Below are 25,244 nucleotides of genomic sequence, written 5' to 3' on the forward strand. Positions count from 1 at the left end.
GGATATGAGGCTTCATGAGTACGTTGATCCCATGGATCATGCTGCAGGTGGACGTCGGTAGCCGGGACCTGACCGGCACCGGGTGGGCCGTAGGGCCGCGTGGCCGCGAGGAGGACGCCTGATGTCCATACTCGACGATCCCGGACTCTTCGGCCGGCAGTGGGCCACCGGATACGACGCCGGTGTCAACCCTGATCCGGAACCGGCGGTGGACTTCCTCGCCGGGCTGGCCGACGGCGGTCGGGTGCTGGAACTCGCGATCGGCACCGGTCGGGTCGCCGTGCCCCTGGCCGCCCGCGGTCTCGTCGTCGAAGGCGTCGAGGCTTCCGAGGAGATGGTGGCGTACCTTCGGGCGAAGCCGGGCGGCGACCAGATCCCGGTCGCGATCGGTGACATGGCGGACGTGCCGGTCACCGGGCCGTTCCGCCTGATCTATCTGGTGTACAACACGCTGTTCAACCTCGTGGACGTCAACCGGCAGGTGGACTGCTTCCGGAACGTCGCGAGGGTGCTGGCTCCGGACGGCGCGTTCGTCATCGAGGCCTTCGTCCCGGACCCGGCCGACTTCGACCGGGACGAGCAGGTCCAGACGGGCAAGGTGACCGAGGACTCGGCCACCATCCGGCTGCACCGGTACGACCGGGAGGCGCAGACGTTCATCCGCCAGACGATCACCTTCGATAGCCGGGGCGTGCACCTGAAACCGTTCGGCATGCGGTACTCCTGGCCCGAGCAGATCGACCAGATGGCCGCCCAGGCCGGTCTCCGGCTCGCCGAGCGGTACGCCGACTGGCACCGGCAGCCGTTTGGCGCCGACAGCAGAAACCACATTTCCGTCTACCGTCCGCTGTAGACATTGTCCGGTCGGGGACCTTAGGGGGCCGGTACGCGCCCCCCAGGCGGGAGAGCCGCACCCCCGGGTCCCCGGCCGGAGCCGACAGACTCAGAGGACAAACGCCCGGTAGCCGAAGGCGCTCAGGTGTGGGTTGGTCATCGGGAAGAGGCGCCGGTGACGAACGCGGCCCAGGGGCCCGGGGCGAGAGTCAGTACGGGGCCGCCGGGGTCCTTGCTGGCGCGTACGCCGACGACGTCCGGCAGGTTGTCGGCGACCTCGACGCAATTGCCGCCGTTGTCGCCGCTGCGGGTGTTCTTGCGCCACCGGGCGCCGGCCAGCTCAGTCATGTCGCATCTCTCCCCGGTGATCCTCCTGATCATGTCCTTCGATCCTGACTCATTCAGCGCCAACCCATCCAGGCTGTGACGGGTGGGCCGGTGATCCCGACGTTGCTATCGTGCCTGCCATGAGCCCAGGGCAACTGCGGCGTAACGTATGGCGACGAGCCTCGAAGTCAGGACGCGACCCGCTCGAGCGATATGAGCAGGAAGTCGCGGCACTGCGGGATAGTTCCTTCCGTCTGTTCCGCAACGCCCTCGCGAACGTCCCGATCTTCTTCGCGGTTGTCTCAGGGTTCCTGATATTTTCGGGCGACGTCACGCCCACGACGCTGGTCCCGATGTCGTTGAGTGTCGTCGGCGGGGCCTTCGGTATCTCCACCTATCTGGTGGGCGACCAAACCGTGCTCGCCCGTCGCCTGCTCGTCGCCGCGCTGGTCTTCGCCGCGATGGGCCTCGCCGGCATGATCCTGGTGAGAGCGGTCATCGGCTATGGGGTGGCCGCCGTCGAGGTGGCCAACATCTTGAAGCTGTGGGCGCAGGCCACCATGGCAATACAGACCCTTTACGGACTCGTGCAGTTTGCGCTCGGGGTGATCGAGGCGCAGATCACCCGTCTGCGGGATGTGACGATCCCGAACATGTCCGGATACACCTCCTACCGCCATCCGATGGTCCCCGACTCCGTGGGGGTGCACTAGCCATGCACGACAGCGTCTACGAGATCACCGGCGACGACCCACGGATCGCCAAGCTACTACGGGCCAGCCTCACCAAACTCGCCGAGGGGCCAGCGAGCCCGCTTCAGGAGATGGCGGAGAACGTGCTCAGCGGACAGCAGGATCTACGCGTCGCCGCCACGTCCGACGCGTACGGCTCCGATCTGGGTGATGCCTTCGGCCGGTTCTGGTCACACTACGGAACGCTGGACGAGACGCAGCGTCAGGAGCTGGTGGAGCAGACCGAGGGGCAGCTCGACGATCTGCTCGCAGAGCCGCCCGACAGGTCCCACGGCACCGGCCGCTGAGCGGTAACGGAGAGGCTCAGCGACGACGTACTGCCGGTCGCGTTAGGTCCAGTTGGCGGACGATCCGGTGAGGCCCGTATCTCTGGCGAGCCAGACGCATCGAGAACGCGTTCGTGGTCGACAATCGTCGGCGTGACGACGCTGCACGGCGGGTGGGGCGGGTCCGCCGACCGGGACGGGGGACTCGAGGTGGTGTGCGTCCCTACCGAGCCGGCGATGGTCCGCGCCATCCGCCTCCCACCGCCATCACTGGACTACTACCTGATCCGCTCCCGCAGGCCGGACGGCGAATCCTCCACCGAGCCAGCGGGGATCGTCGTCGAGGAGTTCGTCCTCGACGAGAATTTCTCGGCGGTTCGCCTCGACAGCACCGGCTGGACTCCGGGAGATCGTCGCTGGCGGGACTCGTCGGCCGTCAGCCGGGGGATGCGGGTCGACGCGGCAGCCCGCAGCCACGTGGGGCCGATCTCCCGACAGGACGCAGAGACCATCTACCGCCGGCTCGGTGGCGGTGAACTGCCCGACGAGGAGACGTTGCGGAGCTACTTCGGCGCTGGCGAGCCGCTGGCGACGGCGGCTCCGCTGCGGCTGGGCCTCGGCCAGGTCGCCACCGGGTTCCGCGACACGCGGGTCTACCGGATCTTGTTCGCCAACGAGTTGACCACGGATCGCCTGGCCCATCTGGAGGCGGCCTGGGGGATGAGGATCACCGACGGCTCTGTTCATCCACACACTCGGGTCGCCGGTACCGCCTCCCGCCGTCTCGGCGACGATGTCTTCACCTGGGAGCTTCGCCGGATCGGGGCCGGTGTCGCCTGGTGTATCGACCTGACCGCCAACCTGGCCTCCAGTTGCGGTGACGCCATCGGGCCGTTGATGCGGGAGCTCACGACGGTGATGCGTTGCCAAGGGCTGATCCCCGTCACGATCGAGCGCTTCTCCTGAACGCCGGCAAGCGGCACCGGGGCACGCTCAGCGGGAGCTGTCGGCGAGGACCTGCGCCAGCGCGTGTGTGGCCTGACGGATCATTCCCGGGTTGGTGTCCCAGTAGTACGGCAGCGCCGACACGGCCTGGCAGAGCGCCCAGCCACGGCCGCGCAACCAGGACGCGTCGTCGACCTCGAGTTCGGCGCGGTATCGCCGACGACTGTCGCCGGTGAACACGTTCCAGGCGGGCTGTAGGTCACACGCGGGGTCGCCCACGTTGAGGCCACCGAAGTCGATGACCGCCGACAGTCGGCCGTCGACGACGAGCAGGTTGCCCGGCAGCAGGTCGCCGTGCACCCAGACCTCCGGACCGTCCCACGCCGGGGCGTCGAGCGACTCCTGCCACGAGCGGAGGGCGGCAGCGCCGTCGATCCGGTCGCCGAGCCGCGCGATCGATCGGCGGACCTGCTCGTCACCTTCCCGGAGTGGGCCACCCCGACCGTGTGGAGGTCGCGGATGTGCGCCGGTCGTGTCGATCCGGTGCAGTGCGGTCACGAACGCGGCGAGATCGACGGCAGCCTGCTCCAGATCGCCGATCGTTCCGTTGGCGTTCTCGCCGGGCAACCACGTCCACACGGACCAGTCGAAGGGATAGCCCTCGGCGGGGTGCCCCATCGCGACCGGTACCGGAAGTGCGAGCGGCAGGTGCGGGGCGAGCCTCGGCAGCCACTCCGTCTCCTTCGCCGCCTGCCCGGTGGCCCACCCGATGCGTGGCAAGCGGACGACCAGGTCGGCCCCGAGCCGGTAGATGTCGTGGTCGGTCCCGTACGACGCGACCTGATCGATCCTCAGGTCGGCCCAACGTGGGAACTGTCCGATCAGCAGGCGGCGCACGAGCGTGGCATCGGTGCTGACCTCGTCGGCGTGCATCTTGATCGCGCCCATCGCCGTCATCGTCGACGAATCGGGTCATTCGCCGCAACCGAATTGTTCGCCCCGACCTGCGCTCCACTCACAGCCAGTCATTCTCCGGAGCCGCCGCCCGCAGCACCTCGCCCGCGCCCTTCGACACCGGCGGGCCGTGCGGGACACACAGCGCTTCCACTTCCAGCGAGGCCATCCGCCGGAAGGAGGCAATCGCCTGAGCTCTGTCCACGTTGAACGGGCCGAGGATCACCCGGCCCTGCGCGGTAGCGACGATGTCGCCTGGGAACAGCACGCCGCTGGAGGGGAGGTGCAACGCGATGCTTCCCGGCGTGTGTCCGGGTACGTGCAGTACGTGGACGGGCTCGTCCCAGCCATCGATGGTGTCGCCGTCGTGCAGGTCCACATCCACCGACAGATGTTGCAGAGGCCGGACGTCCGCTTCGGAGAAGCCTGCCATGATCTGCTCGTGGAGAGCGCGTTCCGGTGCGGTGTATACCGGCTGGGGTTCGGGCGCCGCGCCACGGATGAACGGGGCGTCCACGGCTCCGGCCAGGACCCGGGCGCCGGTGGCCTCGACGAGATCCGCAGCAGAGCCCATGTGGTCGATGTGGGAGTGAGTCAGCACTATCTGCCGCAGGTCCCGCGAGCCGCCACCAAGCCGCGCCAGGGCATCGAGGATCGTGGGGGCGGATCCCGGTACGGCGGTGTCGATTAGAGCGTAACCGTCCGGCAGGCGCACGAAGTGGACGTGTCCGACCAGGAAAGCCAGCTGCCAGACCCTAGGGGCGACCTGGGTGAGATGATCCATGTGACGACGCTAGCGAGCGGCCCACGACTGGCACGGCACTTACGCTGACGGTGATTAAGCTCAGGGTGAACGAGGGAGCCGACCCAGCTCGAATCCCGGCCGACCCGCCGAAACGGCGGCGCGAAGCCACTACGAGGGTCCGAAGATGGACGGCCCATCGATGGGACGAACTCCCAACCGCCGTCCCTGAAACGCACGCCCGTCTGCGCGACCTCTTATCGCGGCAATCGGGTCCCGACCGCGTGGCGCACGGGTCGTCGGCGAGCGGGCAGCGGGACCCGCCGGGCGCAGCGATCTTCCCCGCGCCGGGCGGATCCCGACTGTCGGCTACGCGCCTCTCGTGGTGTCGTCGGCGCAGTGGTGGGTGGCGTTGTCGGTGGGGTGCCGGGTCACGTCGTGGGGGGAGTGGTGGGCGGCGTGGTCGGGCCGGCGGGGAGTGAGAAGGCGTAGAAGGTGGTGCTGGTGGGACCGAGTCGTTGGTAGCCGTTGCCCCAGTACAGCGTGCCGTCGACGATGGCCGGTCCGGCGTTCGACGCGCCCGCGCCCTGGTACTGCCACAGCAGTGCACCATTGGTGGCGTCCAGCGCGTACATGTAGCCGTTCAGGGAGCCGTAGTAGACCACGCCGTTGGCCGTGGTCGCGGGGCCCACCGCCAGGCCGCCGTGCGGCTCGGGTACCTGCCAGACGATCTCCCCGGTCGCCGCGTCCAGCGCCCCGAAGGAGCTGTAGTCGATCGTCTCGCCGTTGGGCAGCTCGTACGGCTCCCGGTCGTAGTCGGTCTCGGCGAAGAAAATCCGTTCGCCGTCGTTGGCGGTGCCCCACTCGATGCCGCCCAGTACCGAGCCCGGCCCGACCGAGGCACTCCAGATGATCTCTCCGGTCGCGGCGTCGAGCATCCAGAACTCGCCACTCTTCTGACCGGCGCCGACCGCACGGCGGGGCTGTCCGTCCGGGCCGGGGATGGTGAACAGGTGGGTGCCGTCGCTGGTGTCGTGGTCGGGGCCGGGGTTCGGGCAGTTGTTCGGCGGGAAGCCGGGTATGCATGCCAGGTTCCAGGCGTCGAAGCGGGACGGCCCGGTCGACCACTTGATCTCACCGGTCGTCCGGTCCATCGCGAGAATCGAGTCCTTGGCGTTCCACGGTGGCAGACACTCCTGCGGTGTGCCGCCGTTGCTCTGACATTCCTGCGCGGTCTGCGGGATCGAGTAGTTCTGGCCGGTGCCGACGAAGACGGTGTTGCTCTCCGGGTCGATGGTGGGAGTGCTGCCCCAGACCGACGCACCACTGAAGATGTCGCCGCCCGGGCCCTCCTGTTCCGGCAGGGTGTAGCTCTTCCACAACACCTCCCCGGTGGCCGCGTCGACCGCCACCAGGCTGCCTCGGAACGTGCAGCAGTCGTACGCCGGGTCGCCGGCCTGGAGGAACTCCAGCGAGGAGACGCCCTGGTAGATGACACCCTCGTAGATGGCCGGCGACGAGGTGAGTATCGCGTCCGGGTGCGGGTCCATCGCGGTGTTCCAGCGCAGGTCACCGGTCTCGGTGTCGATCGCCAGCAGCCGGCCACCGGCCTGGGTGCCGATGTAGACGGTGTCGCCCGCCACGACCGGGCTGGTCCGGGCGAAGGTGCCCGCGATGCCGGTGTACTCGGGGACCGAGCGGGACCAGATCACCTCGCCGGACTCCGCGTCGACCTTCCAGAACGTCCCACCCCAGTCGGGGAAGTAGACGGCGCCGTCGACGACGGCGGGCGTCGCGGAGACGTCGCCGCTCGTGGTGACGGTCCAGTCGACCTCCAACCCGCCCACCGTCGACGGGTCGAGAAGCTGCTCGGTCGGGTTCGACCGGGTGTTGCTGATGTCGTGCCCACCCATCGCCCATCGTGCGCCATCCCGGGCACTCGCCGGTGGTGCGTGGACCACCGGTGCGAGCGCCACCACACATGCCATGGCCAGCGCGGACGCGCCCACGGCGCGTCGAACGGTGCTCATCGTAGACCCCCTTACGAGTGAGACATATCTATAGAGACATATCTCAATGCGAAGGTCGATTCAAGAGAATTGGCGCCGATTTACGCAATATTCACGTCACGTCGCGTCGGGCAGCCACCGCGAAAGCAGTCCAGGGTCGGCAACGGCCCGTTCCACCTGCTGCCGTTCCGGAGCGATCAGTGGAATCTCCCGGAGCCGGGAACCCCACTCGGGTACCCGGTCGGGCTCGTCCAACGCGATCGACAACTCGATCAGCGCGGCGAGCGCCATGGCTCGTTCGACGGCGGAGGCCGTGGCTCCGTGCCGGCGCAGCCCGGAATTGAGCGCCCTGAACGCGGCCAGGTCGTCGCTCTTGAACTCACGCAGGATCCGCGCGTTGTCCAGGACCTTGGCCAGTCCCGTCAGCCGCTTCGAGCCGCCGTACTCCAGTTCCTCCGGTTCGTCGCGCTGGATGAAGGTGATCGAGTTCCCGGACGGGTCGACGATGGTGAACCGGGACGCGCCGGGCCGGTAGCGCGTGATCCGGGGCAACCCCTTGCCGAGCACCTTCCCGTACGACTTCCGCATTGCCGCCACGAACGCCGCGTGGTACGGGCCAACCGCTCCGACCATCACCAGGCAACCACCGGTGTTCTCCAACGACGGATCGAGGCCGGGTGACGCGGATCCGTAGTGCAACTCGAACCCGCTCCACCGGAACGCCAGATACAGATAGGGCTTCCGCTGCTCCCACGTCACCTCGAACCCGAGCGCACGCCAGAACGCGAGGGTTTCCTCGGCCGACACGCAGGGCAGCAACGGTACGGTCTTCTCGTCCGGCATCACTCGCTCGTCGGTCGTCATCCCTGGCGCTCCATCCGGATCCAGTGGCAGGATCGGCCATTGTGCCAGCGGCCGAGGCCACTACGCATATGGCAGAACCGGTGGCTGGGCTCAGGAGGTGTAGAGGACGGAACCGGCCGAAACCTCGCCGGCACCCGACTCGACGCCCACCGTCGTCATGCCGGGTCGCCCGTGCAGCTCGATCGTCCTGATGGTGGTCCGGATGGTCTCCCCGGCCGGCGTCCGGATCGTCACCGCGTCCCCGACCGCGAGGTGCCCTCCGGCGCGTCGCCCGGACAGCATCAGAAGGTTACGGCTGGCGAGGCGGTGGACGAACTCCACTCGCAGCTCCGCCCGTTCCTGGTCGCTCACTGGGTGTTCCTCCGCCATTCCTCCACGAACCGGTCCTCGGACGCGTACGCCTCGTCCTCCAGCGGGCCGGTATTGCTGGTAACCCGCCCCTCGCGGTACTGCTCGACGTGGATGCTCTCATGGCCGAGTGTCCGGACCAGGGTTTCCTCGTCGACGAAGGCGGCGGGGCCGAGCTGGACCCCGTCCGCGTCGGTACGCGCGATCGCCCCCATGAAGTCCAGGTAGGCGATGTCGTCCGGGGTCTCGATGACCTCGATGTTCACCCCGCGCAGGTCGACGCCGGCCAACTCGGCGTACCGCTCGATCGTCTCCCGGTCGCGCGGCAGCCCGAGGCCCTCGTCCATGACCTGCCGGTTGGACACCGCCCCGGACCGTGAGTGCAGTACGGGGGGCGTCGCCGAGTCCGTACCGCCGCGCTTGCCGAGCCGGCGCACCAGGTCGGAGAGTTCGTCGATCAGGTCGCCGAGCCGGGAGAGCATCGGTGCGAGCCGGCGCAGGCTGGTGATCAGCGCGGTGATGACCTTGCCGATCCGGGCCACCCACTTCGCCACCAGACTGCCGACCTGAGCCACCACCAGCGGGGTCGCCACACCCAGCGTCAGGCCGGCCTCGGCGAGCCACATCGGCAGGCGTACCGCCAGCACCGAGACGAAGTCGGCGATCAGGTCCCGGACCATCTCCCGGACCAGCGCCACCAGCAGCCCGGCCGCCTCGACCAGCGTGCCGACCCCGCCGGCTCCGCGACCGATGCCGTCCATCGCCTGTAGCTGCGTGGCCGCGTACGACCGGTACGCCTCCGCCGAGGCCCCACCCCACTCGCTGATCTCGGTCGCGAGCGCCGCCTGGAACTCGGCGGCCACGTCGGCAGAGTTGGCCGCCACGTTCCGCCAGGTCTGTGCGAACGCGGTGATCTGGTCCGGGTCACCGGCGAGCCAGTCCAGCGCGTCCGACAACGGCTTGACGTGGTCCAGCAACCACGCCACGCCCCAGCTCACCAGCGAGCCCAGCGGATCCAGCACCGCGCCGAGGGCGTCCAGGCCGGCGGAGACGCCGCCGATGGTGGCGTCGATCCAGCTACCCGACTCGATTCCCGCGACCGTGTCGGCGACGCTCTCGACAAGGCCCAGCCCGGTGTACCACTCGGTCGAGTCCTGGCGGGCCGCGACCAGCGGATTGCCTGCCACGTCGGTCACAGCGGCAGCTCGATGTGCCGACCGCTCGCGGCCACCCGCTGCGCGCTCGCGGTGTCCGTCGATTCTGCCGCACTGGCGACGGTGCGCAGCCGGGTCGCGGTCTCGTGCAGACCCGAGGCCAACTCGCCGAGTGCCGCCACCGTCCGGTCGGCCAGTGGGTTGATCAGGCCGGGCAGGAACGCACAGATCTGGCCGTATGCCTCCGCGCCCATCTGCACGTGTGCTGCGGCGGCGCGGCCGGTCTCGATCCCGTCCGCGGCGGTGTCCGCCGATCCAGCGTGCCGTTGCACCGCCGCCACCGGCACCCGCATCTCGTCGTCACCGGCCACGGGGCACGTCCCGACGATAGTCATCGTCGCCGGCTTCGTCCGCCGGGTCCGGCGGTTCCGGAAACCGCCGGACGTACGACTCCAGCACCGCCTGCCCGGTCTCGGACTCCACGCCCACCGTCTCGCGTACCACCGGTGTCAGTTCGCCGGCCAGTCTGGACTGTGCCTTGGCGATCGTCGCCATGATGACCCTGGCCAACGCCGCTGCGGTCAATCGCTGCACCCGGTCGTCGAGTTCCAGGGCGGTCAGCACCCCGGACGAGGCGACGGTCACCCGTACGGCTCCGTCCGCGCCGGTCGCCGAGGCGGTGACGGTGGCGACCCGGTCCGAGAGTTCGGTGGCCGCCGCCGCGCGTGTGGACACCTGGGCCGTCCAGGAGCGGACCCACTCCTGCGCTCCGTCAAGGTCTCGTCCCAGCATCGACAGCTCCTGCCCGGCCACCGGGCGCCGTGTGGCGCATCTTGATCATTCCACTCTGCACCATATCGGCTACGTCGGTTCCGATGATCTACGCCCTCGGAAGCGTGACCGGCCGGCTCCGGCCCCGCCGAAGACGGGCCGGCGGTAGGCGGCAAATTTGGTACTGGCGCCAATAGGTTTGTTATGGAAACCTGTTGCCATGACTTCCGAAACGGTTCCTGTCGGCGGTGACCCCCGCCGGCTGCTGACCGAGGCGCGCGACCTCGCGCACCGGGTTCGGCTTGCCCAGCGGGTGACGTGGTTGCCGCTGCTGGTGCTGGGCCTGGTGACCCTCGGCGCGATCCCCGCCTTCCGGTTCGGCCGCACAGTCGTCAGCAACTGCCGGCCGGTGGACGGCGGTGAGGCGTGCGATGTGTGGTTCGCGACCGCGACCATCTACTGGTGGACGGCACTGGTGCTGGGATACGTGGTGATCGCCGTCGGGTACCTGCGGGTCGCCCGGGCCCGGGGACTGGGCACCCGGGTGGCGCCGTACGCCATCGTGGGCATCGCGCTGCTCGTCCTGTTCACCCTCCTGCATGTGTTGGTGGTGGCCCCCAACCTCCCGCCGCTGGACGCCGCGCACCCGCACCCGCAACCTCTGCCCTGGGTCGTCCAGGCACTGTTCCGCCTGACCGACTTCACCGGCTCGATCGGGCTGGCGCTGCTGGTGCTGGCCTGGTTGGAACGCCACCGCGCACTGCTGCTGTTCACCCTCGGCTACCTGGTGGTAGTGGTGGTGCCGATGAACTTCGGCTGGGGAGACCACTGGGGACCCCAGTGGGGGTTCGCACCGATGCTGGTCATCAGCGGCGGCGTGCTGCTGCTGGGCAGTGCCGGCTTCGCACTGGCGCAACGGTCGCGGCGGCCCCGGTGACCGGACCCGTCGACACCCCCGCGGCGCCGGACGAAACCGAATCCCCGCATCCGGTCACCGGGCTCGACGACGTGGTGCACCAGCGGGTCCGGCTCGGCATCCTCACCATCGCGCACGAGGCCCGCCGGGTGGAGTTCGGATTCCTGCGTACCCAGTTGCAGTTGACCGCCGGCAACCTCTCCCAGCACCTGGGCGTGCTGGAGACGGCCGGTCTGGTCGAGGTCGAGAAGGGCTACGCCGGGCGGCGCGGCCGGACCTGGATCACCCTCACCTCGGCGGGCAACGCCGCGCTCGCCAAGGAGATCGCACGGCTCAAGCAGCTCATCGCCCGCGTCGAGACGACCGACATCCCGGAGGACCGATGACCACCGCACTGACCCGCCGACACCTGCTCGCCGCCGCGCTCGCCACCGGAGTCGCCGTACCGCTCGGCGGTGCCGGCCGCGCGTCGGCGGCCCCGGCGTCGGCCACGCCCGGCCCGACACGGCTCACGCTGCCCCGACCCACCGGGCCGCACCGGATCGGCACCGTGTCGCTGCACCTCGTCGACAAATCCCGCCCGGATCCGGTCGCCGGCCCGGGGCGCTACCGCGAACTCATGGTCAGCGTCTGGTATCCCGCCACCTGGGACGCCCGGCGTCATCCGGTGGCGCCGTGGATGCCCGCCGCGCCGATGCGCGCGCTGCTCGAGTCCGTCGGATTCGACGCCGACGCAGCGGCGGCGCCCCTCACGGCCGGCCACCAGGGGGCTCCGGCACTCCGGACGTCCGGACGGCTGCCGGTGCTGGTGTACTCGCACGGCAACGACGACCACCGTGCCGAGGCCACCATCGTGGTCCAGGAACTCGCCAGCCACGGCTACGTCGTGGTCACGGTGGACCACACGTACGACGGGTTCAGCGAGTTCCCCGACGGCCGGCTCACCGTCCCCGGCGATCTGTCGTTCACACCATGGGACTCCTCCCACGACATCCGGTTCGTCCTCGACCGCATCGAGGACCTCGCCGCCGGCCGCAACCCTGACGCCGAGCGCCGTCCGCTGCCCGCCGGCCTGGGCGCCGCGCTCGACCTGCGTCGCATCGGCATGTTCGGCTGGTCGAAGGGCGCGACCGCGACCGCCCTCGTCATGAGCCAGGACCGGCGCGTCCGGGCCGGACTCAGCTTCGACGGCCCGATGGAGTCGAATCCACCGGTCAGCGAACTCGACCGGCCGTTCATGCTGATGACCGCGGAGTCCACCCGGGCCGCCATGCCGAGCGTCGAGCAGTTCTGGGCGCAGTTGCACGGGTGGCGGCTCAATCTGCACGCCGACGGCGCGGCCCACGGGTCGTACATCGACCACCAGTGGGTGGTCCCGCAACTCGCGAGGATCATCGGGATGAGCGACGAGGAACTCGCCGGCTGGGTCGGCACCCTCGACCCGGCCCGGGGGGTGCGGATCCAGCAGGCGTACCCGCTCGCGTTCTTCGACCTGCACCTGCGCCACCGGGGAAACCTGCTGGACGGCCCGAACCCGGCCTTCCCGGAGATGCGGTTCATCGCCTGACGCGCCCCGAGCGGGACCGTCGGGTCCCGTTGCCGGTGCGGAGGACCGACCGCCCTCCGCACCGGCATCGCGTGCTGGCTGGATCAGGTGGCCGAGCAGGACGGCGTCAGGCCCGATCCGCTGCCGGTGCCCTGGAAGCCGAACTCGGTCGACTGTCCGGCGGCGATCCGGCCGTTGAAGCTCACGTTGGTGAACGTGACGGCGCCGCTGCTGCCGCTGCGTTGAGTGTTCCAGGAGTTCGTGATCGCGGCGCCGGACGGCAGGGTCATGCTCACCGTCCAGCCGTTGGTGCCGGACGAACCGGCCGTCACCCGTACCGTGGCAACGAAGCCACCGGTCCAGGAGTTCAGTGACACCGAGGCGGAGCAACCGCCCGGCCCCTGCGTCGGCGGGTTGGTCGGCGGGTTCGTGGGCGGGTTGGTCGGTGGGTTGGTGGGCGGGTTGGTCGGCTGCGTGCCGTCGGGCGCGACGGCCCGGCCGGTGGTCGGGGAGATCATCCCGGGGCACAGGCCACGGCTGTTGAGGTTGGCGACGATCTGCGGTATCGCGTTGATGGTGGTCTGGTAGCCGTCGTGCATCAGGATCACGCCGCCGTTCTGGAGCGTGGACGCGGCCTGGACGATCTGGCTGGTGCTGGCGCCGTTCCAGTCCTGGGAGTCCACACTCCACAGCACCTCGGTGAGGCCGAGTTGGGCTTCGACCGACCGCAGCGTCGCGTTGGTCTCGCCGTACGGGGGCCGGAACAGCCGGGGTGCGCTGCCCGTGGCCTGCTGGATGGCCTGCTGGGTCTGGCTGAGTTCCGAGGTGATCTGCGCGGCGCTCATCTGGGTCAGGTGCGGGTGGGTCCAACTGTGGTTCCCGATCCACATCCCCGCCGACTGCTGCGCCCGGACCAGCGCCTGATTCTGCTGTGCCTTCTGCCCGATGTTGAAGAACGTGGCCCGTGCACCGGCCGAGGTGAGCGCGTTGAGCAGCGCGTTCGTGGTGCCGGCGTTGGGACCGTCGTCGTAGGTCAGTCCCACGTAGCCGTTGCAGGGCGCGGCGGCCACCGGTGGTGCCGCGACGGTGATGGCGACGGCGCCGGCGGCGACGGCCAGGGCGACGGTCGCGAGCGCGACGCACAGGCGTCTCGGTACGTGACGTGGACGGGGCATGGGGGACTCCTCGGTCCATGGCGGGGTGGGCCGCCGGTGGTGGTGGGCGTTGAAATGTTTCGCAGAGTCGATCGAAACATATCAAGCGACAATAGTCGATATCCTGAGCATGGTGCTCTCGGTCGGGTCGGCCGGTGGCCGATCACGAGGGCGCGGTCACCGGGCGGCTCGAACCGCCATCCGCCCAGCGCCGGCCCGAGTTCCGCTCCGGAGGATCGCCTCGGCGTCCGTTCCGGAGACCGGCCCGGAGAAGAGATAGCCCTGACCGTGGTGACAGCCGTAGAACCGCAGCTGGTCCCGCTGCGCGGTGGTCTCGATGCCCTCCGCCACCAGTTCCAGCCCGAGGTTGATGCCCATCGACACGATCGAGCGCACCAACTCCCGGCTCTTCCCATCGGTCGCCAACGGCGCCACGAACGAGCGGTCAATCTTGAAGGCGTCGATGGTCAGATGGTGCAGGGCCTGTAGTGACGAGTAGCCGGTGCCGAAGTCGTCGATGTGGAGCTGTACGCCCATCTCGTGCAGCGCCGCCAGCTTCGTCCGGGCCGCCTGCACGTCGTGCACGATGACGCCCTCGGTGATCTCGATGATGAGGGCCGCCGGATCCAGGCTCGCCGCGCGCAGGCTCTCCTCGACGTCCTCGAGGAGCCGGGTGTGCCAGAACTGTCGATTGGACACGTTGACGCTCATCCGCAGTCCGTCCGGGCCGAGCCCGCACGCCCGCCAGGCACTGATCTGCCGGCACGCCTCGGTTAGGACCCAGCGGCCGATCGGCGGCATGAGCCCGCTCTCCTCCGCGATCGGCAGGAAGTCGTTGGGTGCCACCAGCCCTCGGACGGGATGCCGCCAGCGCACCAGTGCCTCGAACGCGCCGGTGAGGCCGTCGTCCAGCCGTACGATCGGCTGGTAGTACAGCTCGAAGGCCCCGGTCTCCAGGGCCCGGCGCAGCTCCGCCTCGGTCCGCAGCCGACCGACGACCTGCTCGTGCATGGCGATGTCGAACACGGCGTGCGAGCCCTTGCGCCGCCACTTCGCCGAATACATCGCGGTGTCGGCGTCCCGGATCACGTCCTCGGCATGCTGGTATCCGGTCGTGCTGCGCGAGATACCGATGCTGGCGGAGACGACGAACTCCTCCTCGCCGAGCCGGAACGGGACGTCCAGCGCGGCGCGGATCCGCTCCGCGACCGCGACCGGGCCCTCGTCCTCGGCTAGGTGGCTGAGCAGGATGGCGAACTCGTCCCCGCCGAACCGCGCCGTGACGTCGGCCGCCCAGGTGTTTGCGCGGATCCGCTCGGCGACCTGGACGAGCAGCCGGTCCCCGGCCAGGTGCCCCAGGCTGTCGTTGACCAGCTTGAAGCCGTCGAGATCCAGCAGCAGCACCGAGTAGTGGCGGTCCGGATGCCGCGCGTGGGCACCGACGGCCTCCTCGAGCCTCTTCAGGAACAGCGCCCGGTTGGCCAGCCCGGTCAGCGGATCGTAGAGTGCCGCGTGCCGCAGCAGGTCCTCCTGCTCGCGCAGGGACTTCAGCACCGCCGCGTGGTCGAGGGCGATCGTCAGCAGCGCCGCCCACTGGTTCATCATCTCCCGGCCGGTCTCCAGGTCAGCCTCGATGGGGCCGACGAGGGCGAGCATTCCCCAGTCACTCGTACCGATCTTCAGTGGCGCCACGTACACCATCTGGTCGGCGTCCAGGTCCGCGAGTTCGACCAGTTCGGCGGGCGGAAACGACCGCGGCGACACCGGCCCGGCGGGGATCGGCACCACTCCACGGTCGCGCTCGAACATCGTGACGACGTCGAGCATCCGTTCGGCGTCGGCGTTCGTGTCTGTGACCGCGTCGGTGCCGCTGCCGGTGGAGTGTGACCACAGTCCGAGGCAGCCGCCGCGGGCGTCGGTGTCCTGGATCCAGGCCAGTCCCCGGGGGTCCCGCTCGTGGCTGCGTAGGAGGTTCTTGCTGACGGTGTAGAGCATCTTGAGGGTGGTCAGGAACTCGTTCTCCTCGATCGTCCGGACCCGCGACCGGCTCTGCGCCAGCGACATGACGATGTCCTCGGTTCCGGCCCGGACCCGTTCGGCTCCGGCTTGGTCGTCGCTGCCGAGCCGCTGCGCCAGGCGCAGCCCGAACTGCCGGATGCGCTGCATCACCTGGACGGCACTCTCCGGGTGCCGCTGGTTCAGCCTCTGCATCCTGACCAGTGCCTGTCGGAGTTCGAGGGGATTCGGCCCCGGCGTACCGTCGGCCGCCGACGTGAGTGCGGCCGTGACCAGGTCACCGGCACCCGCGATCGTGGCCCGAGCGGTCGGATCGGCCGGCTCCGGCGTCAGGACCGCGGTGAGTTGGGTAACCAGATGCTCGGTGGACGACATGTCGGGCGCCGAGGCTGCCGAGAGCGGCCCCGGCGTCAGCGTGTCGGGGCAACCGCACGACTCGCGGGGCCGGAACGATGTGGGTACGTACCAGGTGCGGGCCTCGGGTTCGTCCCCGGCGACGGCCCGCAGCGCCAGTCGTGCGGCGATCTGGCCCAGATTCTCGAAACTCTGCCGGACGGTGGACAGGCTCGGGGTGAGGTAAACGACCCCGTTCATGTCGTCGAAGCCGACTATCGCCTGCTCGCGCGGTACGTCGATCCCGGCGGCGAGCAGGGTCCGCATCAATCCGATCGCATTGAGATCATTTCCGGCCAGCACCGCCGTCGAGGGCAGCCCGGCGGCCATCATCGCCCGCGCGGCGCGCTCGCCTCCGCTCTCCCGATTGTCACTGGTATCGAAGTGAAGATCGGCGCGCGGCGTTATGCCGCATTCGAGGAGGGCGTCGCGATACGCCTCGTAGCGCTCGCGGAGATCCCGCAATTCCAGGTATCCGGCGAAGGCGATGTCCCGATGGCCGTGTCCGACCAGGTGGAGGACCGCCTCCCTGACACCGGTCCGATTGTCCGGCAGGACGACGGGACACGACAGCCCGGGCATCTCGTCGCTGATCATGATGACCGGTTTGCCGGCGCGTTGGATCGCCTCCAGGTACTCCAGCGACGCGGAGTTGAGGATGACGACGAACGCGGACACGTGGTCCCACGCGACGGGATGTCGGAAATCCGGAGGCTCGGGCGGGTCGAAGTCGAAGGTCCCCGCACCCAGGGTCTGGATCGCTACCATCCGGCCGCCCGCAGCCGCCGTCGTCCGCGCGATTCCACCCAGGATGCTGCCGAAATAGTCGCATCCGACAGACATGGTAAGCACGCCGATGGTGGGGCCATCGACCACGGCTATCACCTCCTGCACGATTTGTGCCGTGCGTCGAAGGCCGGACCGGTTCGGCGGGAAAAGTGGCTTCCAGCGGCGCCCGAAGACCTTCCGGAACTTTTCAGATAACTGGGCGAGCCTACCGAATCATGTTCCGGCTCGTCGATGCGTGCCGCACCGAGCCGGGCAGTGCAGGAGCCGCGTACGGCGGAGATGATGGTATTCGGTACGGCAAGGGCCGCACGATCCTCCGGTTACCGGAGTCCTCGGATTCCGTTACCGGCGCGCGCTTCGGCATTGGTCGGGGAGCCGATCCAGCGTCACATCACGTGTACGTCGAAGACGCCGCTCGCCGGCGTACGGCAACGGGGATCGACCCATTCGGGATTATGAACCGACACATCCCGACAACTTGGGAATGATGTCTGCGGGCACCAGGTCGGCGCAAATGCCGTCCGTCCCGGCGACCAGCGCCTTCCAGGTGGCGGTGCCCTGGTCGTACCTGAACGCGATGAGGGCCGGATCGGCGAGTTCCGGCGGAACGACGGTGACCGCCGTCGCGTACCCGCGATGGCAGGCCACGTTCCGTACGCCGCTGACCCGCGCATCGACGGCGGCGCTCAGCTCCTTGTTGGCTTCGAGCGCCGCGAAGAGGGTCATCGGATCGACCGGGCAGCCGTCCGTCGAGGCGGGCGTGGCGCTCGGTGCGGTCGCCGGGGGTGCGGTGCTGGTCGCCGCCGTGGCCGGCGTAGGCGACGCGGTCGAGGTGTCGGACGGATCCTGGCCGTCGCAGCCCGCGACGGCGACCGCCAGGCCGACGAGCCCGAGGGCGAGGCCGACGATCCTGCGCTGTGCTCGGAGCCTGACGACGGTCATGGGTCAGCACGGTACCGAATCCCGACCTCGATCTCGGGGAACGTGGCGGACCGGGCGAGGCCCGGCTGGTGGGGGACGCCGGGCGGGTCGCCGAGCGAACGCCGATCAAGGTGCCCGGGGCGGACGTGGCTCCTGACTGTCGGCCGTCCCGGCCCCGGACCGCCAGGCGGCGGAGATCAGAGCCCGGGTCAGCGTCGGTTGGCACAGCGCGGCGGTGCTGTCCACGTACTGGTCGATGCCGCCGACCGGCGGCAACCCGGCGATCTCGGGATCGTCGATCCGGGCCAGCAGGGCGGCGGCGAACCGTCCGGCGTCGATGATCTGGTACGGCCGGTCGTGGAACCGGCGACGCGTCGCGTCGACCGTCTCGGCCAGGCCGAGCCGGTTCTGCCACCCGCCAACCGTCTCGTACGCGGTGCAGAGTGCCGCCTGCCGCGCGGTACCGTCCCCGGTCAACGCCTCGTCCAGTGCCGCCGCGACGCCGGCCGCGTCCGACAGTGCGCCGAAGGCGCTGCCCAGCCACTTGCTGTACGGCGGGTACGTCCGACCCAGCAGCAGGCAGAGTCGCATCACGTCCCGGGCCAGTCGCGCCGTCACCACCCGGCTGCCCAACTCGGCACCGGCCTCGGCGGTACGGCCCACGAAGGGCTCCTCCTCGGCGATCCGCATCCACTGGCAGGCGAGCAGGTAGCGCCAGACATCGTCCGGGTACCACCGGAGGCGGTCACGCAGCGCGGTCAACTCCCCGATGCCGTCGTGGAACACGGCGCCGCCGGTGACCTCGGCAAGTCGCTGTGAAGGCGTGGCCAGCCAGTCCAGTGTGCTGACAGTTCGCCGGGGATCGAAGCCCAGGTACCCGTCGCACCAGGCGCCCACCTCCGTGACCCGTACCCGGTGTGCCACCGGCCCGTTCGTCTGCGCCAGCACCCGGGCGCGTCCGGCCGCCGGCTCGAAGTGGGTCGGCCAGCCCGCGACCTGCTTCGGCAGCCGGTCCGTCAGCATCGCCGAGATCTCCTCGCCGTGCCGGGCGAGGTCGTCGCTGGTCAGGAACAGTTCGAGGCGGGGTCCCCAGTCATGGTCGACGGACCGTTCGGTGTCGAAGCCGAGCACCTCCGAGCCTTCTCCGAGCCGCCCGGCCGCGTACCGCAGCCCTGGGTACGCCTCGACCAGCAGCGGGCGTACCGCCTCGGTGTAGAGCAGCCGACACAGCCGCAAGCCTGGTACGAACGGTGCCCACATCCGAGCACCGTACGACCGCCGGCTCGCGGTCGGCATCCCGTTTCCCGCCGTGCCGCGATCGGGCTTGCATCCGGTACCCAGGTACAGGCTTACCGTCGGAGGATGGCAGAACCCGACGGTACGTCGACAGACCGGGTGCCGGCGTCGTGCACCCTGCCGACCGTGGAACAGCCGGTGCGGCTCGCGGAGTTCGACGAGCTCTTCGCGACGGCGGTCCGGTCGGTGCACCGCGCCGCGCCCTCGCGGTTGCGCCTGGAACTCGCCCCGGATCCGGAGGTGGCGGCCCGGGTGGCGGATCTGATGGTCCGGGAATCCGGCTGCTGCTCCTTCTTCGCCTTCACGCTGAGCATGGCCGACCACCGGTTGCGGTGCGACGTGACGGTCCCGACCGAGCGGGTACGCGTCCTCGACGCACTGACCGCGCGAGCCCTCACCGGCGGGAACCGTGGCTGACGGGGGCGTGGCCGACGGCCTGCGCTCGGGTCAGCTCGCGGCGGCGGCTGGCGTCAACCAGCAGACGCTGCGGTACTACGAGCGCCGAGGTCTGATCCCCGAGCCGGTCCGTACGCTGGGCGGACATCGGCTCTATCCACCGGAGACGGTGACGCTGTTGCGGGCGATCAAGACAGCGCAACGGCTCGGGTTCAGCCTGGCCGAGGTCGTGGCGTTGCTCGCCGCCGCACGTCGCCCGAACCCCGGGGGCGGTCCGGTTTCCGGCCACGGGATCCAGTCCGGGGCGCGGGCCAAGCTCGCCGAGGTGGAACAGAAGATCTTCGACCTGGTGGGCATCCGGGACACACTGCGCCGGGCGCTCGCGGCCGGTTGCGACGACCTGGTCGCGTGCGCCGGGGACGCCCGCTGTCCGTTGCCTTCCAGATGAGACGAGTGGGACCTTCCGCAGCGGCCCGCGGCGGGCGAAGCTTCGCCCGTGAGCCTCTGCCCGGCCGCGAGTCGTGCCGCAGCGGTGCGGGTGGTCTGGACGGCGATCCGGCGCAGGCTCAGACCGCGTCGAGGTAGACCCACTGCCCGTCCTGCCGGGCGAAGCGACTGCGTTCGTGTACGTCACCGGGGCGCCCCGACTGCCGGTAGTGGGCCCGGAACTCGACGACGCCCACGGTGTCGAACATCCCGCCCCGCTCGGTGTCGAGAATCTCGAGCCGGGTCCAGCGCTGCCCCGGGTCGAGCGTCAGCCGAGGCGGCAGCGTACTGGAGTGCCAGGTCCGCAGCAGGTAGGCGGTGTCGCCGACGGCGTACGCGCTGAATCGCGAGCGCATCAGCGCCTCGGCGGTCGCCGCGACGGCCCGCCCCTCGTGCAGCGCGCCGCAGCAGTCCCCGTACGCCTGTGCGGAGCCGCACGGGCACGGCCGGGTGGCACCCTCGGCCGCCGTCCGGCGGGCGTTACGTCTCGTCACCGGATCATTGTCGCCGCCCGGCCGGTTTCGGCGCGGCCGGGTTGGCGACGGCGTAGTGCAATGGAGGAGTGGCTGACGATATCGAACAACGGCTGGCGGCGGCGTCCGAGGCGGTACGCGAGCGGGAGGTGACCATCGCACGGGGCGAAGACCTGCTCGGTCGGATCGGAGCGGCCACCAGGCAACTCGACGAGTTGACTGCCAGCCTCACCCGGGAACAGCGGGACGTCGAACGGCTGGAGAGCCTCTCCCTGACCAGAGTGCTGGTCGCACTCCGCGGCGACCGTAACGACGCGTTGGCCCGGGAGCGGGCCGAGGCGGACGCCGCCCGTTACCGGCTGGCCGAGGCCGAGGCGCGGCTGGCGTCGATGCGCCGGGAGCACGCCGCCGTGGGGTCCCGGCTGGCGGAGCTGGACGGCGCACCGGAGGCTCTCGCCGCCGTACTGGACGAGCAGGAGCGGCGCCTGCGGGAGTCCGGCGACCCTCGGCAGGCGCCACTGCTGGAGCTGGCCGGCGAGCGGGGACGGCTCACCGCCGAGGCGCGCGAGACAGACGAGGCACTCCGCGCCGCGGGCGCGGCGGCACAGGCCCTGCACCTGGTACGCAGCAAGCTCGGCAGCGCGTCGAGCTGGTCGACGTACGACACCTTCTTCGGCGGCGGTGTGGTCGGCAGCATGATCAAACACTCCCGGCTCGACGACGCGGCCCGAGCGGCGGCGCACGCCGACCAGTGCCTCGCCGCGCTGCGTACCGAGTTGGCGGACGTCTCCGATGTGCCGCTGGGCGGACCACGGTTGGCGATCGGCGGAACGACCCGGTTCGTCGACGTCTGGTTCGACAACATCTTCACCGATCTCTCGGTACGGGACCGGATCAGGAACGCCCAGCAGAACGTCGAACAGGCGATCCAGCGGGTGGGTGAGGTGCGCGACCGACTGACGAGGCGGGCGGCCCAGGCGCGTGTCCGGCTCGCCGCCATCGACGTCGAGCGCCGGAACCTGCTCACCCGGCACTGACGTCGGAACCCGGAGATCTGCCGGTCCGGCTCCCTTGACCGACTCGCGTTAGCTTGACTTGTTCTGGCGACCAGATTGGGAACAGGGAGGAGCCCGCGCGGTGGTGATGGACGAGCGGGTCGGTACGGCACAGCGCAACACGGTGCTCGAGTTGCTCTCCCAGGCGCTCGAACAGGGCTACCTCGACCTCTCCGAGTACGAGGAGCGGATGACGTCCGTGCACACGGCCAGAACCGTCGGAGACCTCGTACGGCCGTTGGTCGACCTGCCGAGCCAGTTCCGGTGGGATCCCCGGGGGCACTTCGCGCCGGGCGCGCCGGCCCCGGCGCAGGCGCGACCCGTCCAGCCTTCCGGTTGGCTGGACGAGTCCCCGACGTGGTCGAGCCAGCCGGGCTGGACGGGTCAGCCGGCACGGACGAGTCAGCCCGGCTGGCAGCCCCGGCCCGGTTGGACTGCCGGGTCGCCCTGGGCGGGCTCGCCCACCCCGCCGGGCGGGGCGACGGACGATGGCCACGGCAGGTCGGTCGCCGCCCTCGCGCTCGGCCTCGTGTCGCTTCCGATGTCCATCTGTCTCGGGGCGGGACTGCTCCTCGGCATCCCGGCGATCATCCTGGGGTGGCCGCGACGCGGTGGCCGGCGCCAGTCGCCGAACGCCACCGCCGGGTTGGTCCTCGGGCTCGTCGGCACGGCGGTGTCGCTCGTGATGATCGCGACGCTCTTCATGGATGGTTGACGCGGGGCGGGCCAGTGGTGTCCCGGTTGGATACTCTCGCCCCGTGACCCAGCCGCCCCTGCCGCCGCGTCCCACGCGACGTTTCCACGCCGACGACATCCTCTCCGGTCGCGTCAACCTGGACGGGTACCCGTTCCGCTACATCTACGTGCAACCCTCGACGGGCGGAGCCATGGGCGCGGCCTTCTCGTTCGGCGCGCAGATCCCGAACGAGGTCGACAAGGTGCTGACGGCGGCGGAGTTCCTCGAGACCCGGGGCTGGGAAGTGGTCAACTTCGAACAGGGCGGCCTGATCGCCCATCTGCGCCGACGGCACCGATAGCCGCCGCAGAGAGCCCGGTGGGAGCCGGGCGCGCTCGCGACCCGTGCCCACCAGGAGCGATCCTGGTCACGATCACTGACAGCCGCGCCCGCCGGCTGTGAAGCTGAACCGGCGCTGCGTGGAGCCGGTCGAACGGCGGCCCGCCCGGCGGCGCGTTCGGACGGGGTGTCGCTGTGGGAAGGCTGCCGGGTGTCCCGGTGAAGGTACTGCCGGGGTGGGCGGCGATCGGGCTGACCGTGGTCGGCGGGGTCGGATCGGCGGCGCAGAGCCTGGCCAATGCCGAGATGGGCGAGCGGACCGGGCATCCGATCATCGGGGCCCTGGTCAACAACGCCGGGGGCATGGCGCTGGTGCTGCTCGGGCTGGTCGCGTTGCCGTCGATGCGTACCGGGCTCGGGGTGGTGTTCCGGACCAGGCTGCCGTGGTGGACGTACCTCGGCGGGCTCTGCGGCGCGTTCTTCATCGTCGCCGCCACGTACGTCGTACCGGTGCTCGGGGTCGCCGTCTACACCATCGCCCAGGTGGCCGGCAGCAGCGCGGGCGGACTCGTCGTCGACCGGACCCGGCTCGCCCCGGCCGGCCGGATGGGGCTGACCGGACCACGGTTGGCCGGCGCGGTGCTCGGGGTCGGCGCGGTGGCGCTGGCCCAGTTCGGTCGGCCGGTCGGCGACCTGGCGGTGGGGCTGGTGCTGCTCGGCGTCGCCTGTGGCGTGGTCATCGCCGTCCAGGGCGCGCTGAACGGCCGGGTCTCCTCGGTCGGCAATCCGGCCGCCGCCACGGCGATCAACTTCGCGGTCAGCAGCGTGGGGATGGCCGGAGTGGCCGCCGCCGTGGGCGTCTTCGCCCGGCTCGGCTCCACGGACTGGCCGGCGCAGTGGTACCTCTACGTCGGTGGTCCGCTCGGGGTGGGCATCACGGTCGTGGTCCTGCTCGGCATCCGTTCGGTGGGCCTGCTGCGTACCGGCCTGGCCCTGGTCGCCGGGCAGCTCGGTGGGGCGTTGCTCCTGGACCTGCGCCCGGGTGGGCCGGGGGCGAGCGTGGCGGTGCTGGTCGGCGCCGTGATGACCCTGCTCGCGGTGATCGTGTCCGGCCGGGCGACCCGGATCACCCCTGCCGCCACCTGAGTCGTCGACGGGCGACCTGTTAAAAGGGGACCCTTCTTCTACAGAAAGCGATAAGAAGGGGCCCTTCCTTGCAGAGCAGGTCGCCGTGCCTGGGTGGATTGGCGGGTGGCAGACTGGGCGGCGTGACCGACACCGCCGTGGTCCTCGACCCCGCCGCCGTACGGGTACGTCCGCGGCGCATCCGGGTGGTCTGCTGGATCCTGTCGCCCGCGCTGTTCGTGATGTTCACCCTGTTGAGCATCGGCCTGCACGGCTCGACCGGTGCGGGTGCGGCGACCTTCCAGCGCGGCGACCAGCTCGCCATGGTCGGGCTGGGTGTGCTCAGCGGTCTGCTGGTGCTCCTCTTCACCCGGCCCCGGGTGGAGGCGGATGCCCGGGGGGTCCGGGTACGCAACGTGATCGGCTCCTACGACCTGCCCTGGGCGGTGGTCCGCGCGGTGCGCTTCGACCGGGGCTCCGCCTGGGCCAACCTGGAGCTGCACGACGACGACCTGGTGCCGGTCCTCGCCCTCCAGGCCGTGGACCGGGAACTGGCGGTGGACGGGGTACGCGGGCTGCGGGTGCTGCACGCCGCGGCCCACCAGCAGCAGCCGCCACAGGTCGCTCAGCAGCAACCGCGGCCGCCACACGTCGCACAGCAGCCGCAGCCGCAGCCGCAGGCTGCCCAGGAGCAGCAGTCCGGCGGGTGACCGTGGGGTCCACCGGGTCCGAAACCGGCGTGCCCGTTTTGGCGTCCTGCGGGCTGACCTGCTAGTCTTTAGCGGTCGACCACTGTCACACGCGCACGGTTGGGTAAGTGTGACGGTCAAAGAAGCGGAGCGCCTGCTCCCACCCGAGTCGCCGTCATCTGGTGGCCGGGTCCGGTCACCGCCCCGGCTATGCCGGAGCGGGTGCACGATCCACTGGATCGTGCCATCTGACCGGTCGAGCGGGCCCCGGCATGCGCCGGGGCTTTCTGCTTTGGGTCGAAGACGTAGGACCGGCCACTGCTGACGCGGGGTCGGTGAGGATCACCACGAGGAGGCCCCATCAGCGTCGAGCCACGCGTGAACGAGCAGATCCGGGCACGTGAGGTCCGACTGGTCGGCCCTGAGGGTGAGCAGGTGGGCATCGTCCCACTGGAGCGCGCCCTTCAGCTGGCCGCGGACGTCGACCTGGACCTGGTCGAGGTTGCGCCCATGGCGCGCCCGCCGGTGTGCAAGCTCATGGACTTCGGTAAGTACAAGTACGAGAGTGCACTCAAGGCGCGCGAAGCCAGGCGAAACCAGCAACAGACCGTCATCAAGGAGATGAAGCTCCGACCGAAGATCGATCCGCACGACTACGAGACCAAGAAGGGTCACGTGGTGCGGTTCCTCAAGGCGGGCGACAAGGTCAAGGTGACGATCATGTTCCGTGGTCGTGAGCAGAGCCGACCGGAGCTGGGCTACCGGCTCCTGCGCCGACTCGAATCGGAGATCTCGGAACTGGGATACGTCGAGGCCGCTCCGAAGCAGGACGGCCGTAACATGATCATGGTTCTGGCTCCGCACCGAGCAGTCAAGGCGTCCGCCACGGCCGCCACGGCGGCGAGGACGGGCTCAGCGCGCGAGCGGGAGGCCAGTGCCGCCGAGGCGCAGCCGGTCGCCGGGGCATCGCCCACCGCGGCCGAACCCGCCGGGTCTGCCGGCGAGTAA

29 protein-coding genes are annotated in these 25,244 nt (G+C 70.1%); 15 read left to right on the forward strand and 14 right to left on the reverse strand.

All coding sequences use genetic code 11. From position 1 onward, the window contains the following. The first annotated feature begins 121 nt into the window (after window positions 1-121). Entirely contained in the window at window positions 122-853 is a 732-nt protein-coding gene (locus ACFP2T_RS44980; RefSeq protein WP_377433361.1) for a class I SAM-dependent methyltransferase, read from the forward strand. A gap of 137 nt (window positions 854-990) precedes the next feature. Here the strand turns inward: ACFP2T_RS44980 and ACFP2T_RS44985 are convergent, their stop codons facing one another. Then, window positions 991-1,182, reverse strand: a complete 192-nt coding sequence (locus ACFP2T_RS44985; protein ID WP_377433363.1) for a DUF397 domain-containing protein — start codon at window positions 1,180-1,182, stop codon at window positions 991-993. A 119-nt stretch (window positions 1,183-1,301) separates the two neighbouring features. Between ACFP2T_RS44985 and ACFP2T_RS44990 the strand changes: the two genes are divergently transcribed. The 3 genes from ACFP2T_RS44990 (at window position 1,302) to ACFP2T_RS45000 (ending at window position 3,145) form a co-directional block, all read left to right on the forward strand. Next, the gene (locus ACFP2T_RS44990; RefSeq protein ID WP_377433364.1) at window positions 1,302-1,874 is read left to right on the forward strand and encodes a hypothetical protein; all 573 of its coding nucleotides are present in this window, start codon (window positions 1,302-1,304) and stop codon (window positions 1,872-1,874) included. A 2-nt stretch (window positions 1,875-1,876) separates the two neighbouring features. Continuing rightward, entirely contained in the window at window positions 1,877-2,200 is a 324-nt protein-coding gene (locus ACFP2T_RS44995; RefSeq protein ID WP_377433366.1) for a hypothetical protein, read from the forward strand. 132 nt (window positions 2,201-2,332) lie between these two features. Further along, entirely contained in the window at window positions 2,333-3,145 is an 813-nt protein-coding gene (locus ACFP2T_RS45000; protein ID WP_377433367.1) for a hypothetical protein, read from the forward strand. Between the two features lie 27 nt (window positions 3,146-3,172). On the opposite strand, the gene ACFP2T_RS45005 is transcribed toward ACFP2T_RS45000, so the two are convergent. The 8 genes from ACFP2T_RS45005 to ACFP2T_RS45040 all read right to left on the reverse strand — a co-directional run bounded on the left by ACFP2T_RS45005 (window position 3,173) and on the right by ACFP2T_RS45040 (window position 9,987). Further along, the gene (locus ACFP2T_RS45005) at window positions 3,173-4,072 is read right to left on the reverse strand and encodes an aminoglycoside phosphotransferase family protein (protein ID WP_377433369.1); all 900 of its coding nucleotides are present in this window, start codon (window positions 4,070-4,072) and stop codon (window positions 3,173-3,175) included. A 67-nt stretch (window positions 4,073-4,139) separates the two neighbouring features. Then, complete coding sequence (locus ACFP2T_RS45010) at window positions 4,140-4,862, reverse strand: MBL fold metallo-hydrolase (RefSeq protein WP_377433370.1); 723 nt, start codon at window positions 4,860-4,862, stop codon at window positions 4,140-4,142. 389 nt (window positions 4,863-5,251) lie between these two features. Beyond that, the gene (locus ACFP2T_RS45015) at window positions 5,252-6,850 is read right to left on the reverse strand and encodes an outer membrane protein assembly factor BamB family protein (protein WP_377433372.1); all 1,599 of its coding nucleotides are present in this window, start codon (window positions 6,848-6,850) and stop codon (window positions 5,252-5,254) included. Window positions 6,851-6,946: 96 nt separating this feature from the next. After that, window positions 6,947-7,693 (reverse strand): VOC family protein, encoded by a 747-nt coding sequence (locus tag ACFP2T_RS45020; protein WP_377433374.1) that lies wholly within the window; start codon window positions 7,691-7,693, stop codon window positions 6,947-6,949. Between the two features lie 90 nt (window positions 7,694-7,783). Next, window positions 7,784-8,044 carry a hypothetical protein gene (locus ACFP2T_RS45025; protein ID WP_377433376.1) on the reverse strand — a complete coding sequence of 87 codons (261 nt, stop codon included), beginning with the start codon at window positions 8,042-8,044 and terminating at the stop codon, window positions 7,784-7,786. Next, window positions 8,041-9,237: a WXG100 family type VII secretion target gene (locus ACFP2T_RS45030; protein ID WP_377433378.1), complete on the reverse strand. Its 1,197-nt coding sequence runs from the start codon at window positions 9,235-9,237 to the stop codon at window positions 8,041-8,043. Before ACFP2T_RS45030 ends, ACFP2T_RS45025 begins: the two co-directional genes overlap by 4 nt. Beyond that, on the reverse strand, window positions 9,234-9,566 hold the full coding sequence (locus tag ACFP2T_RS45035) for a type VII secretion target (protein WP_377433381.1): 333 nt from the start codon (window positions 9,564-9,566) through the stop codon (window positions 9,234-9,236). The genes ACFP2T_RS45030 and ACFP2T_RS45035 overlap by 4 nt, the downstream gene beginning before the upstream one ends. Continuing rightward, the gene (locus ACFP2T_RS45040) at window positions 9,556-9,987 is read right to left on the reverse strand and encodes a YbaB/EbfC family nucleoid-associated protein (RefSeq protein ID WP_377433382.1); all 432 of its coding nucleotides are present in this window, start codon (window positions 9,985-9,987) and stop codon (window positions 9,556-9,558) included. The genes ACFP2T_RS45035 and ACFP2T_RS45040 overlap by 11 nt, the downstream gene beginning before the upstream one ends. Before the next feature lie 199 nt (window positions 9,988-10,186). Between ACFP2T_RS45040 and ACFP2T_RS45045 the strand changes: the two genes are divergently transcribed. The 3 genes from ACFP2T_RS45045 to ACFP2T_RS45055 are packed head-to-tail and all read left to right on the forward strand — an operon-like array spanning window position 10,187 to window position 12,449. Beyond that, entirely contained in the window at window positions 10,187-10,903 is a 717-nt protein-coding gene (locus ACFP2T_RS45045) for a hypothetical protein (RefSeq protein ID WP_377433385.1), read from the forward strand. Next, window positions 10,900-11,268, forward strand: a complete 369-nt coding sequence (locus tag ACFP2T_RS45050; protein WP_377433387.1) for a transcriptional regulator — start codon at window positions 10,900-10,902, stop codon at window positions 11,266-11,268. The genes ACFP2T_RS45045 and ACFP2T_RS45050 overlap by 4 nt, the downstream gene beginning before the upstream one ends. Then, complete coding sequence (locus tag ACFP2T_RS45055; protein ID WP_377433390.1) at window positions 11,265-12,449, forward strand: alpha/beta hydrolase family protein; 1,185 nt, start codon at window positions 11,265-11,267, stop codon at window positions 12,447-12,449. The genes ACFP2T_RS45050 and ACFP2T_RS45055 overlap by 4 nt, the downstream gene beginning before the upstream one ends. A gap of 83 nt (window positions 12,450-12,532) precedes the next feature. On the opposite strand, the gene ACFP2T_RS45060 is transcribed toward ACFP2T_RS45055, so the two are convergent. The 4 genes from ACFP2T_RS45060 to ACFP2T_RS45075 all read right to left on the reverse strand — a co-directional run bounded on the left by ACFP2T_RS45060 (window position 12,533) and on the right by ACFP2T_RS45075 (window position 18,961). Continuing rightward, on the reverse strand, window positions 12,533-13,603 hold the full coding sequence (locus ACFP2T_RS45060; protein ID WP_377433393.1) for a polysaccharide deacetylase family protein: 1,071 nt from the start codon (window positions 13,601-13,603) through the stop codon (window positions 12,533-12,535). A 156-nt stretch (window positions 13,604-13,759) separates the two neighbouring features. Continuing rightward, a complete protein-coding gene (locus ACFP2T_RS45065; RefSeq protein WP_377433396.1) occupies window positions 13,760-16,834 on the reverse strand; it encodes an EAL domain-containing protein in 3,075 nt (1,024 codons plus the stop codon). Window positions 16,835-17,233: 399 nt separating this feature from the next. Then, window positions 17,234-17,722, reverse strand: a complete 489-nt coding sequence (locus ACFP2T_RS45070) for a hypothetical protein (protein ID WP_377433397.1) — start codon at window positions 17,720-17,722, stop codon at window positions 17,234-17,236. Between the two features lie 105 nt (window positions 17,723-17,827). Beyond that, window positions 17,828-18,961: a DUF4037 domain-containing protein gene (locus tag ACFP2T_RS45075; protein ID WP_377433400.1), complete on the reverse strand. Its 1,134-nt coding sequence runs from the start codon at window positions 18,959-18,961 to the stop codon at window positions 17,828-17,830. Between the two features lie 102 nt (window positions 18,962-19,063). Here ACFP2T_RS45075 and ACFP2T_RS45080 point away from each other — a divergent pair, with 102 nt between their 5' ends. Both ACFP2T_RS45080 and ACFP2T_RS45085 read left to right on the forward strand, forming a co-directional pair. Beyond that, on the forward strand, window positions 19,064-19,414 hold the full coding sequence (locus ACFP2T_RS45080) for a hypothetical protein (protein WP_377433403.1): 351 nt from the start codon (window positions 19,064-19,066) through the stop codon (window positions 19,412-19,414). Beyond that, window positions 19,407-19,841: a MerR family transcriptional regulator gene (locus ACFP2T_RS45085; RefSeq protein WP_377433405.1), complete on the forward strand. Its 435-nt coding sequence runs from the start codon at window positions 19,407-19,409 to the stop codon at window positions 19,839-19,841. Before ACFP2T_RS45080 ends, ACFP2T_RS45085 begins: the two co-directional genes overlap by 8 nt. A 118-nt stretch (window positions 19,842-19,959) precedes the next feature. Here the strand turns inward: ACFP2T_RS45085 and ACFP2T_RS45090 are convergent, their stop codons facing one another. Further along, the gene (locus ACFP2T_RS45090) at window positions 19,960-20,373 is read right to left on the reverse strand and encodes a YchJ family protein (protein ID WP_377433407.1); all 414 of its coding nucleotides are present in this window, start codon (window positions 20,371-20,373) and stop codon (window positions 19,960-19,962) included. Window positions 20,374-20,441: 68 nt separating this feature from the next. On the opposite strand from ACFP2T_RS45090, the gene ACFP2T_RS45095 reads away from it, so the two are divergent. From ACFP2T_RS45095 to infC, 6 genes are all read left to right on the forward strand, one after another. Then, window positions 20,442-21,389 carry a hypothetical protein gene (locus ACFP2T_RS45095; protein WP_377433409.1) on the forward strand — a complete coding sequence of 316 codons (948 nt, stop codon included), beginning with the start codon at window positions 20,442-20,444 and terminating at the stop codon, window positions 21,387-21,389. Between the two features lie 106 nt (window positions 21,390-21,495). Then, a complete protein-coding gene (locus ACFP2T_RS45100) occupies window positions 21,496-22,122 on the forward strand; it encodes a DUF1707 and DUF4190 domain-containing protein (RefSeq protein WP_377433563.1) in 627 nt (208 codons plus the stop codon). Window positions 22,123-22,165: 43 nt separating this feature from the next. Then, window positions 22,166-22,444, forward strand: a complete 279-nt coding sequence (locus tag ACFP2T_RS45105; protein ID WP_377433412.1) for a hypothetical protein — start codon at window positions 22,166-22,168, stop codon at window positions 22,442-22,444. 197 nt (window positions 22,445-22,641) lie between these two features. Continuing rightward, the gene (locus ACFP2T_RS45110) at window positions 22,642-23,568 is read left to right on the forward strand and encodes a DMT family transporter (RefSeq protein WP_377433414.1); all 927 of its coding nucleotides are present in this window, start codon (window positions 22,642-22,644) and stop codon (window positions 23,566-23,568) included. A gap of 122 nt (window positions 23,569-23,690) precedes the next feature. After that, entirely contained in the window at window positions 23,691-24,257 is a 567-nt protein-coding gene (locus ACFP2T_RS45115) for a PH domain-containing protein (RefSeq protein WP_377433417.1), read from the forward strand. A gap of 357 nt (window positions 24,258-24,614) precedes the next feature. Further along, window positions 24,615-25,244 carry a translation initiation factor IF-3 gene (gene infC, locus ACFP2T_RS45120; protein ID WP_377433420.1) on the forward strand — a complete coding sequence of 210 codons (630 nt, stop codon included), beginning with the start codon at window positions 24,615-24,617 and terminating at the stop codon, window positions 25,242-25,244.

The organism is Plantactinospora solaniradicis (genome assembly GCF_042658085.1).
GTDB lineage: Bacteria > Actinomycetota > Actinomycetes > Mycobacteriales > Micromonosporaceae > Plantactinospora > Plantactinospora solaniradicis.

What these genes read in the sequence shown, in the direction of transcription:
- ACFP2T_RS45055 (WP_377433390.1), top strand. Translation starts at nt 11,265, where the DNA reads ATGACCACCGCACTGACCCGCCGACACCTGCTCGCCGCCGCGCTCGCC.
- ACFP2T_RS44985 (WP_377433363.1), bottom strand. Translation starts at nt 1,182, where the DNA reads ATGACTGAGCTGGCCGGCGCCCGGTGGCGCAAGAACACCCGCAGCGGC.
- ACFP2T_RS44990 (WP_377433364.1), top strand. Translation starts at nt 1,302, where the DNA reads ATGAGCCCAGGGCAACTGCGGCGTAACGTATGGCGACGAGCCTCGAAG.
- ACFP2T_RS44995 (WP_377433366.1), top strand. Translation starts at nt 1,877, where the DNA reads ATGCACGACAGCGTCTACGAGATCACCGGCGACGACCCACGGATCGCC.
- ACFP2T_RS45100 (WP_377433563.1), top strand. Translation starts at nt 21,496, where the DNA reads ATGGACGAGCGGGTCGGTACGGCACAGCGCAACACGGTGCTCGAGTTG.
- ACFP2T_RS45075 (WP_377433400.1), bottom strand. Translation starts at nt 18,961, where the DNA reads ATGTGGGCACCGTTCGTACCAGGCTTGCGGCTGTGTCGGCTGCTCTAC.
- ACFP2T_RS45015 (WP_377433372.1), bottom strand. Translation starts at nt 6,850, where the DNA reads ATGAGCACCGTTCGACGCGCCGTGGGCGCGTCCGCGCTGGCCATGGCA.
- ACFP2T_RS45080 (WP_377433403.1), top strand. Translation starts at nt 19,064, where the DNA reads ATGGCAGAACCCGACGGTACGTCGACAGACCGGGTGCCGGCGTCGTGC.
- ACFP2T_RS45020 (WP_377433374.1), bottom strand. Translation starts at nt 7,693, where the DNA reads ATGACGACCGACGAGCGAGTGATGCCGGACGAGAAGACCGTACCGTTG.
- ACFP2T_RS45005 (WP_377433369.1), bottom strand. Translation starts at nt 4,072, where the DNA reads ATGGGCGCGATCAAGATGCACGCCGACGAGGTCAGCACCGATGCCACG.
- ACFP2T_RS45060 (WP_377433393.1), bottom strand. Translation starts at nt 13,603, where the DNA reads ATGCCCCGTCCACGTCACGTACCGAGACGCCTGTGCGTCGCGCTCGCG.
- ACFP2T_RS44980 (WP_377433361.1), top strand. Translation starts at nt 122, where the DNA reads ATGTCCATACTCGACGATCCCGGACTCTTCGGCCGGCAGTGGGCCACC.
- ACFP2T_RS45010 (WP_377433370.1), bottom strand. Translation starts at nt 4,862, where the DNA reads ATGGATCATCTCACCCAGGTCGCCCCTAGGGTCTGGCAGCTGGCTTTC.
- ACFP2T_RS45040 (WP_377433382.1), bottom strand. Translation starts at nt 9,987, where the DNA reads ATGCTGGGACGAGACCTTGACGGAGCGCAGGAGTGGGTCCGCTCCTGG.
- ACFP2T_RS45070 (WP_377433397.1), bottom strand. Translation starts at nt 17,722, where the DNA reads ATGACCGTCGTCAGGCTCCGAGCACAGCGCAGGATCGTCGGCCTCGCC.
- ACFP2T_RS45065 (WP_377433396.1), bottom strand. Translation starts at nt 16,834, where the DNA reads ATGTCTGTCGGATGCGACTATTTCGGCAGCATCCTGGGTGGAATCGCG.
- ACFP2T_RS45045 (WP_377433385.1), top strand. Translation starts at nt 10,187, where the DNA reads ATGACTTCCGAAACGGTTCCTGTCGGCGGTGACCCCCGCCGGCTGCTG.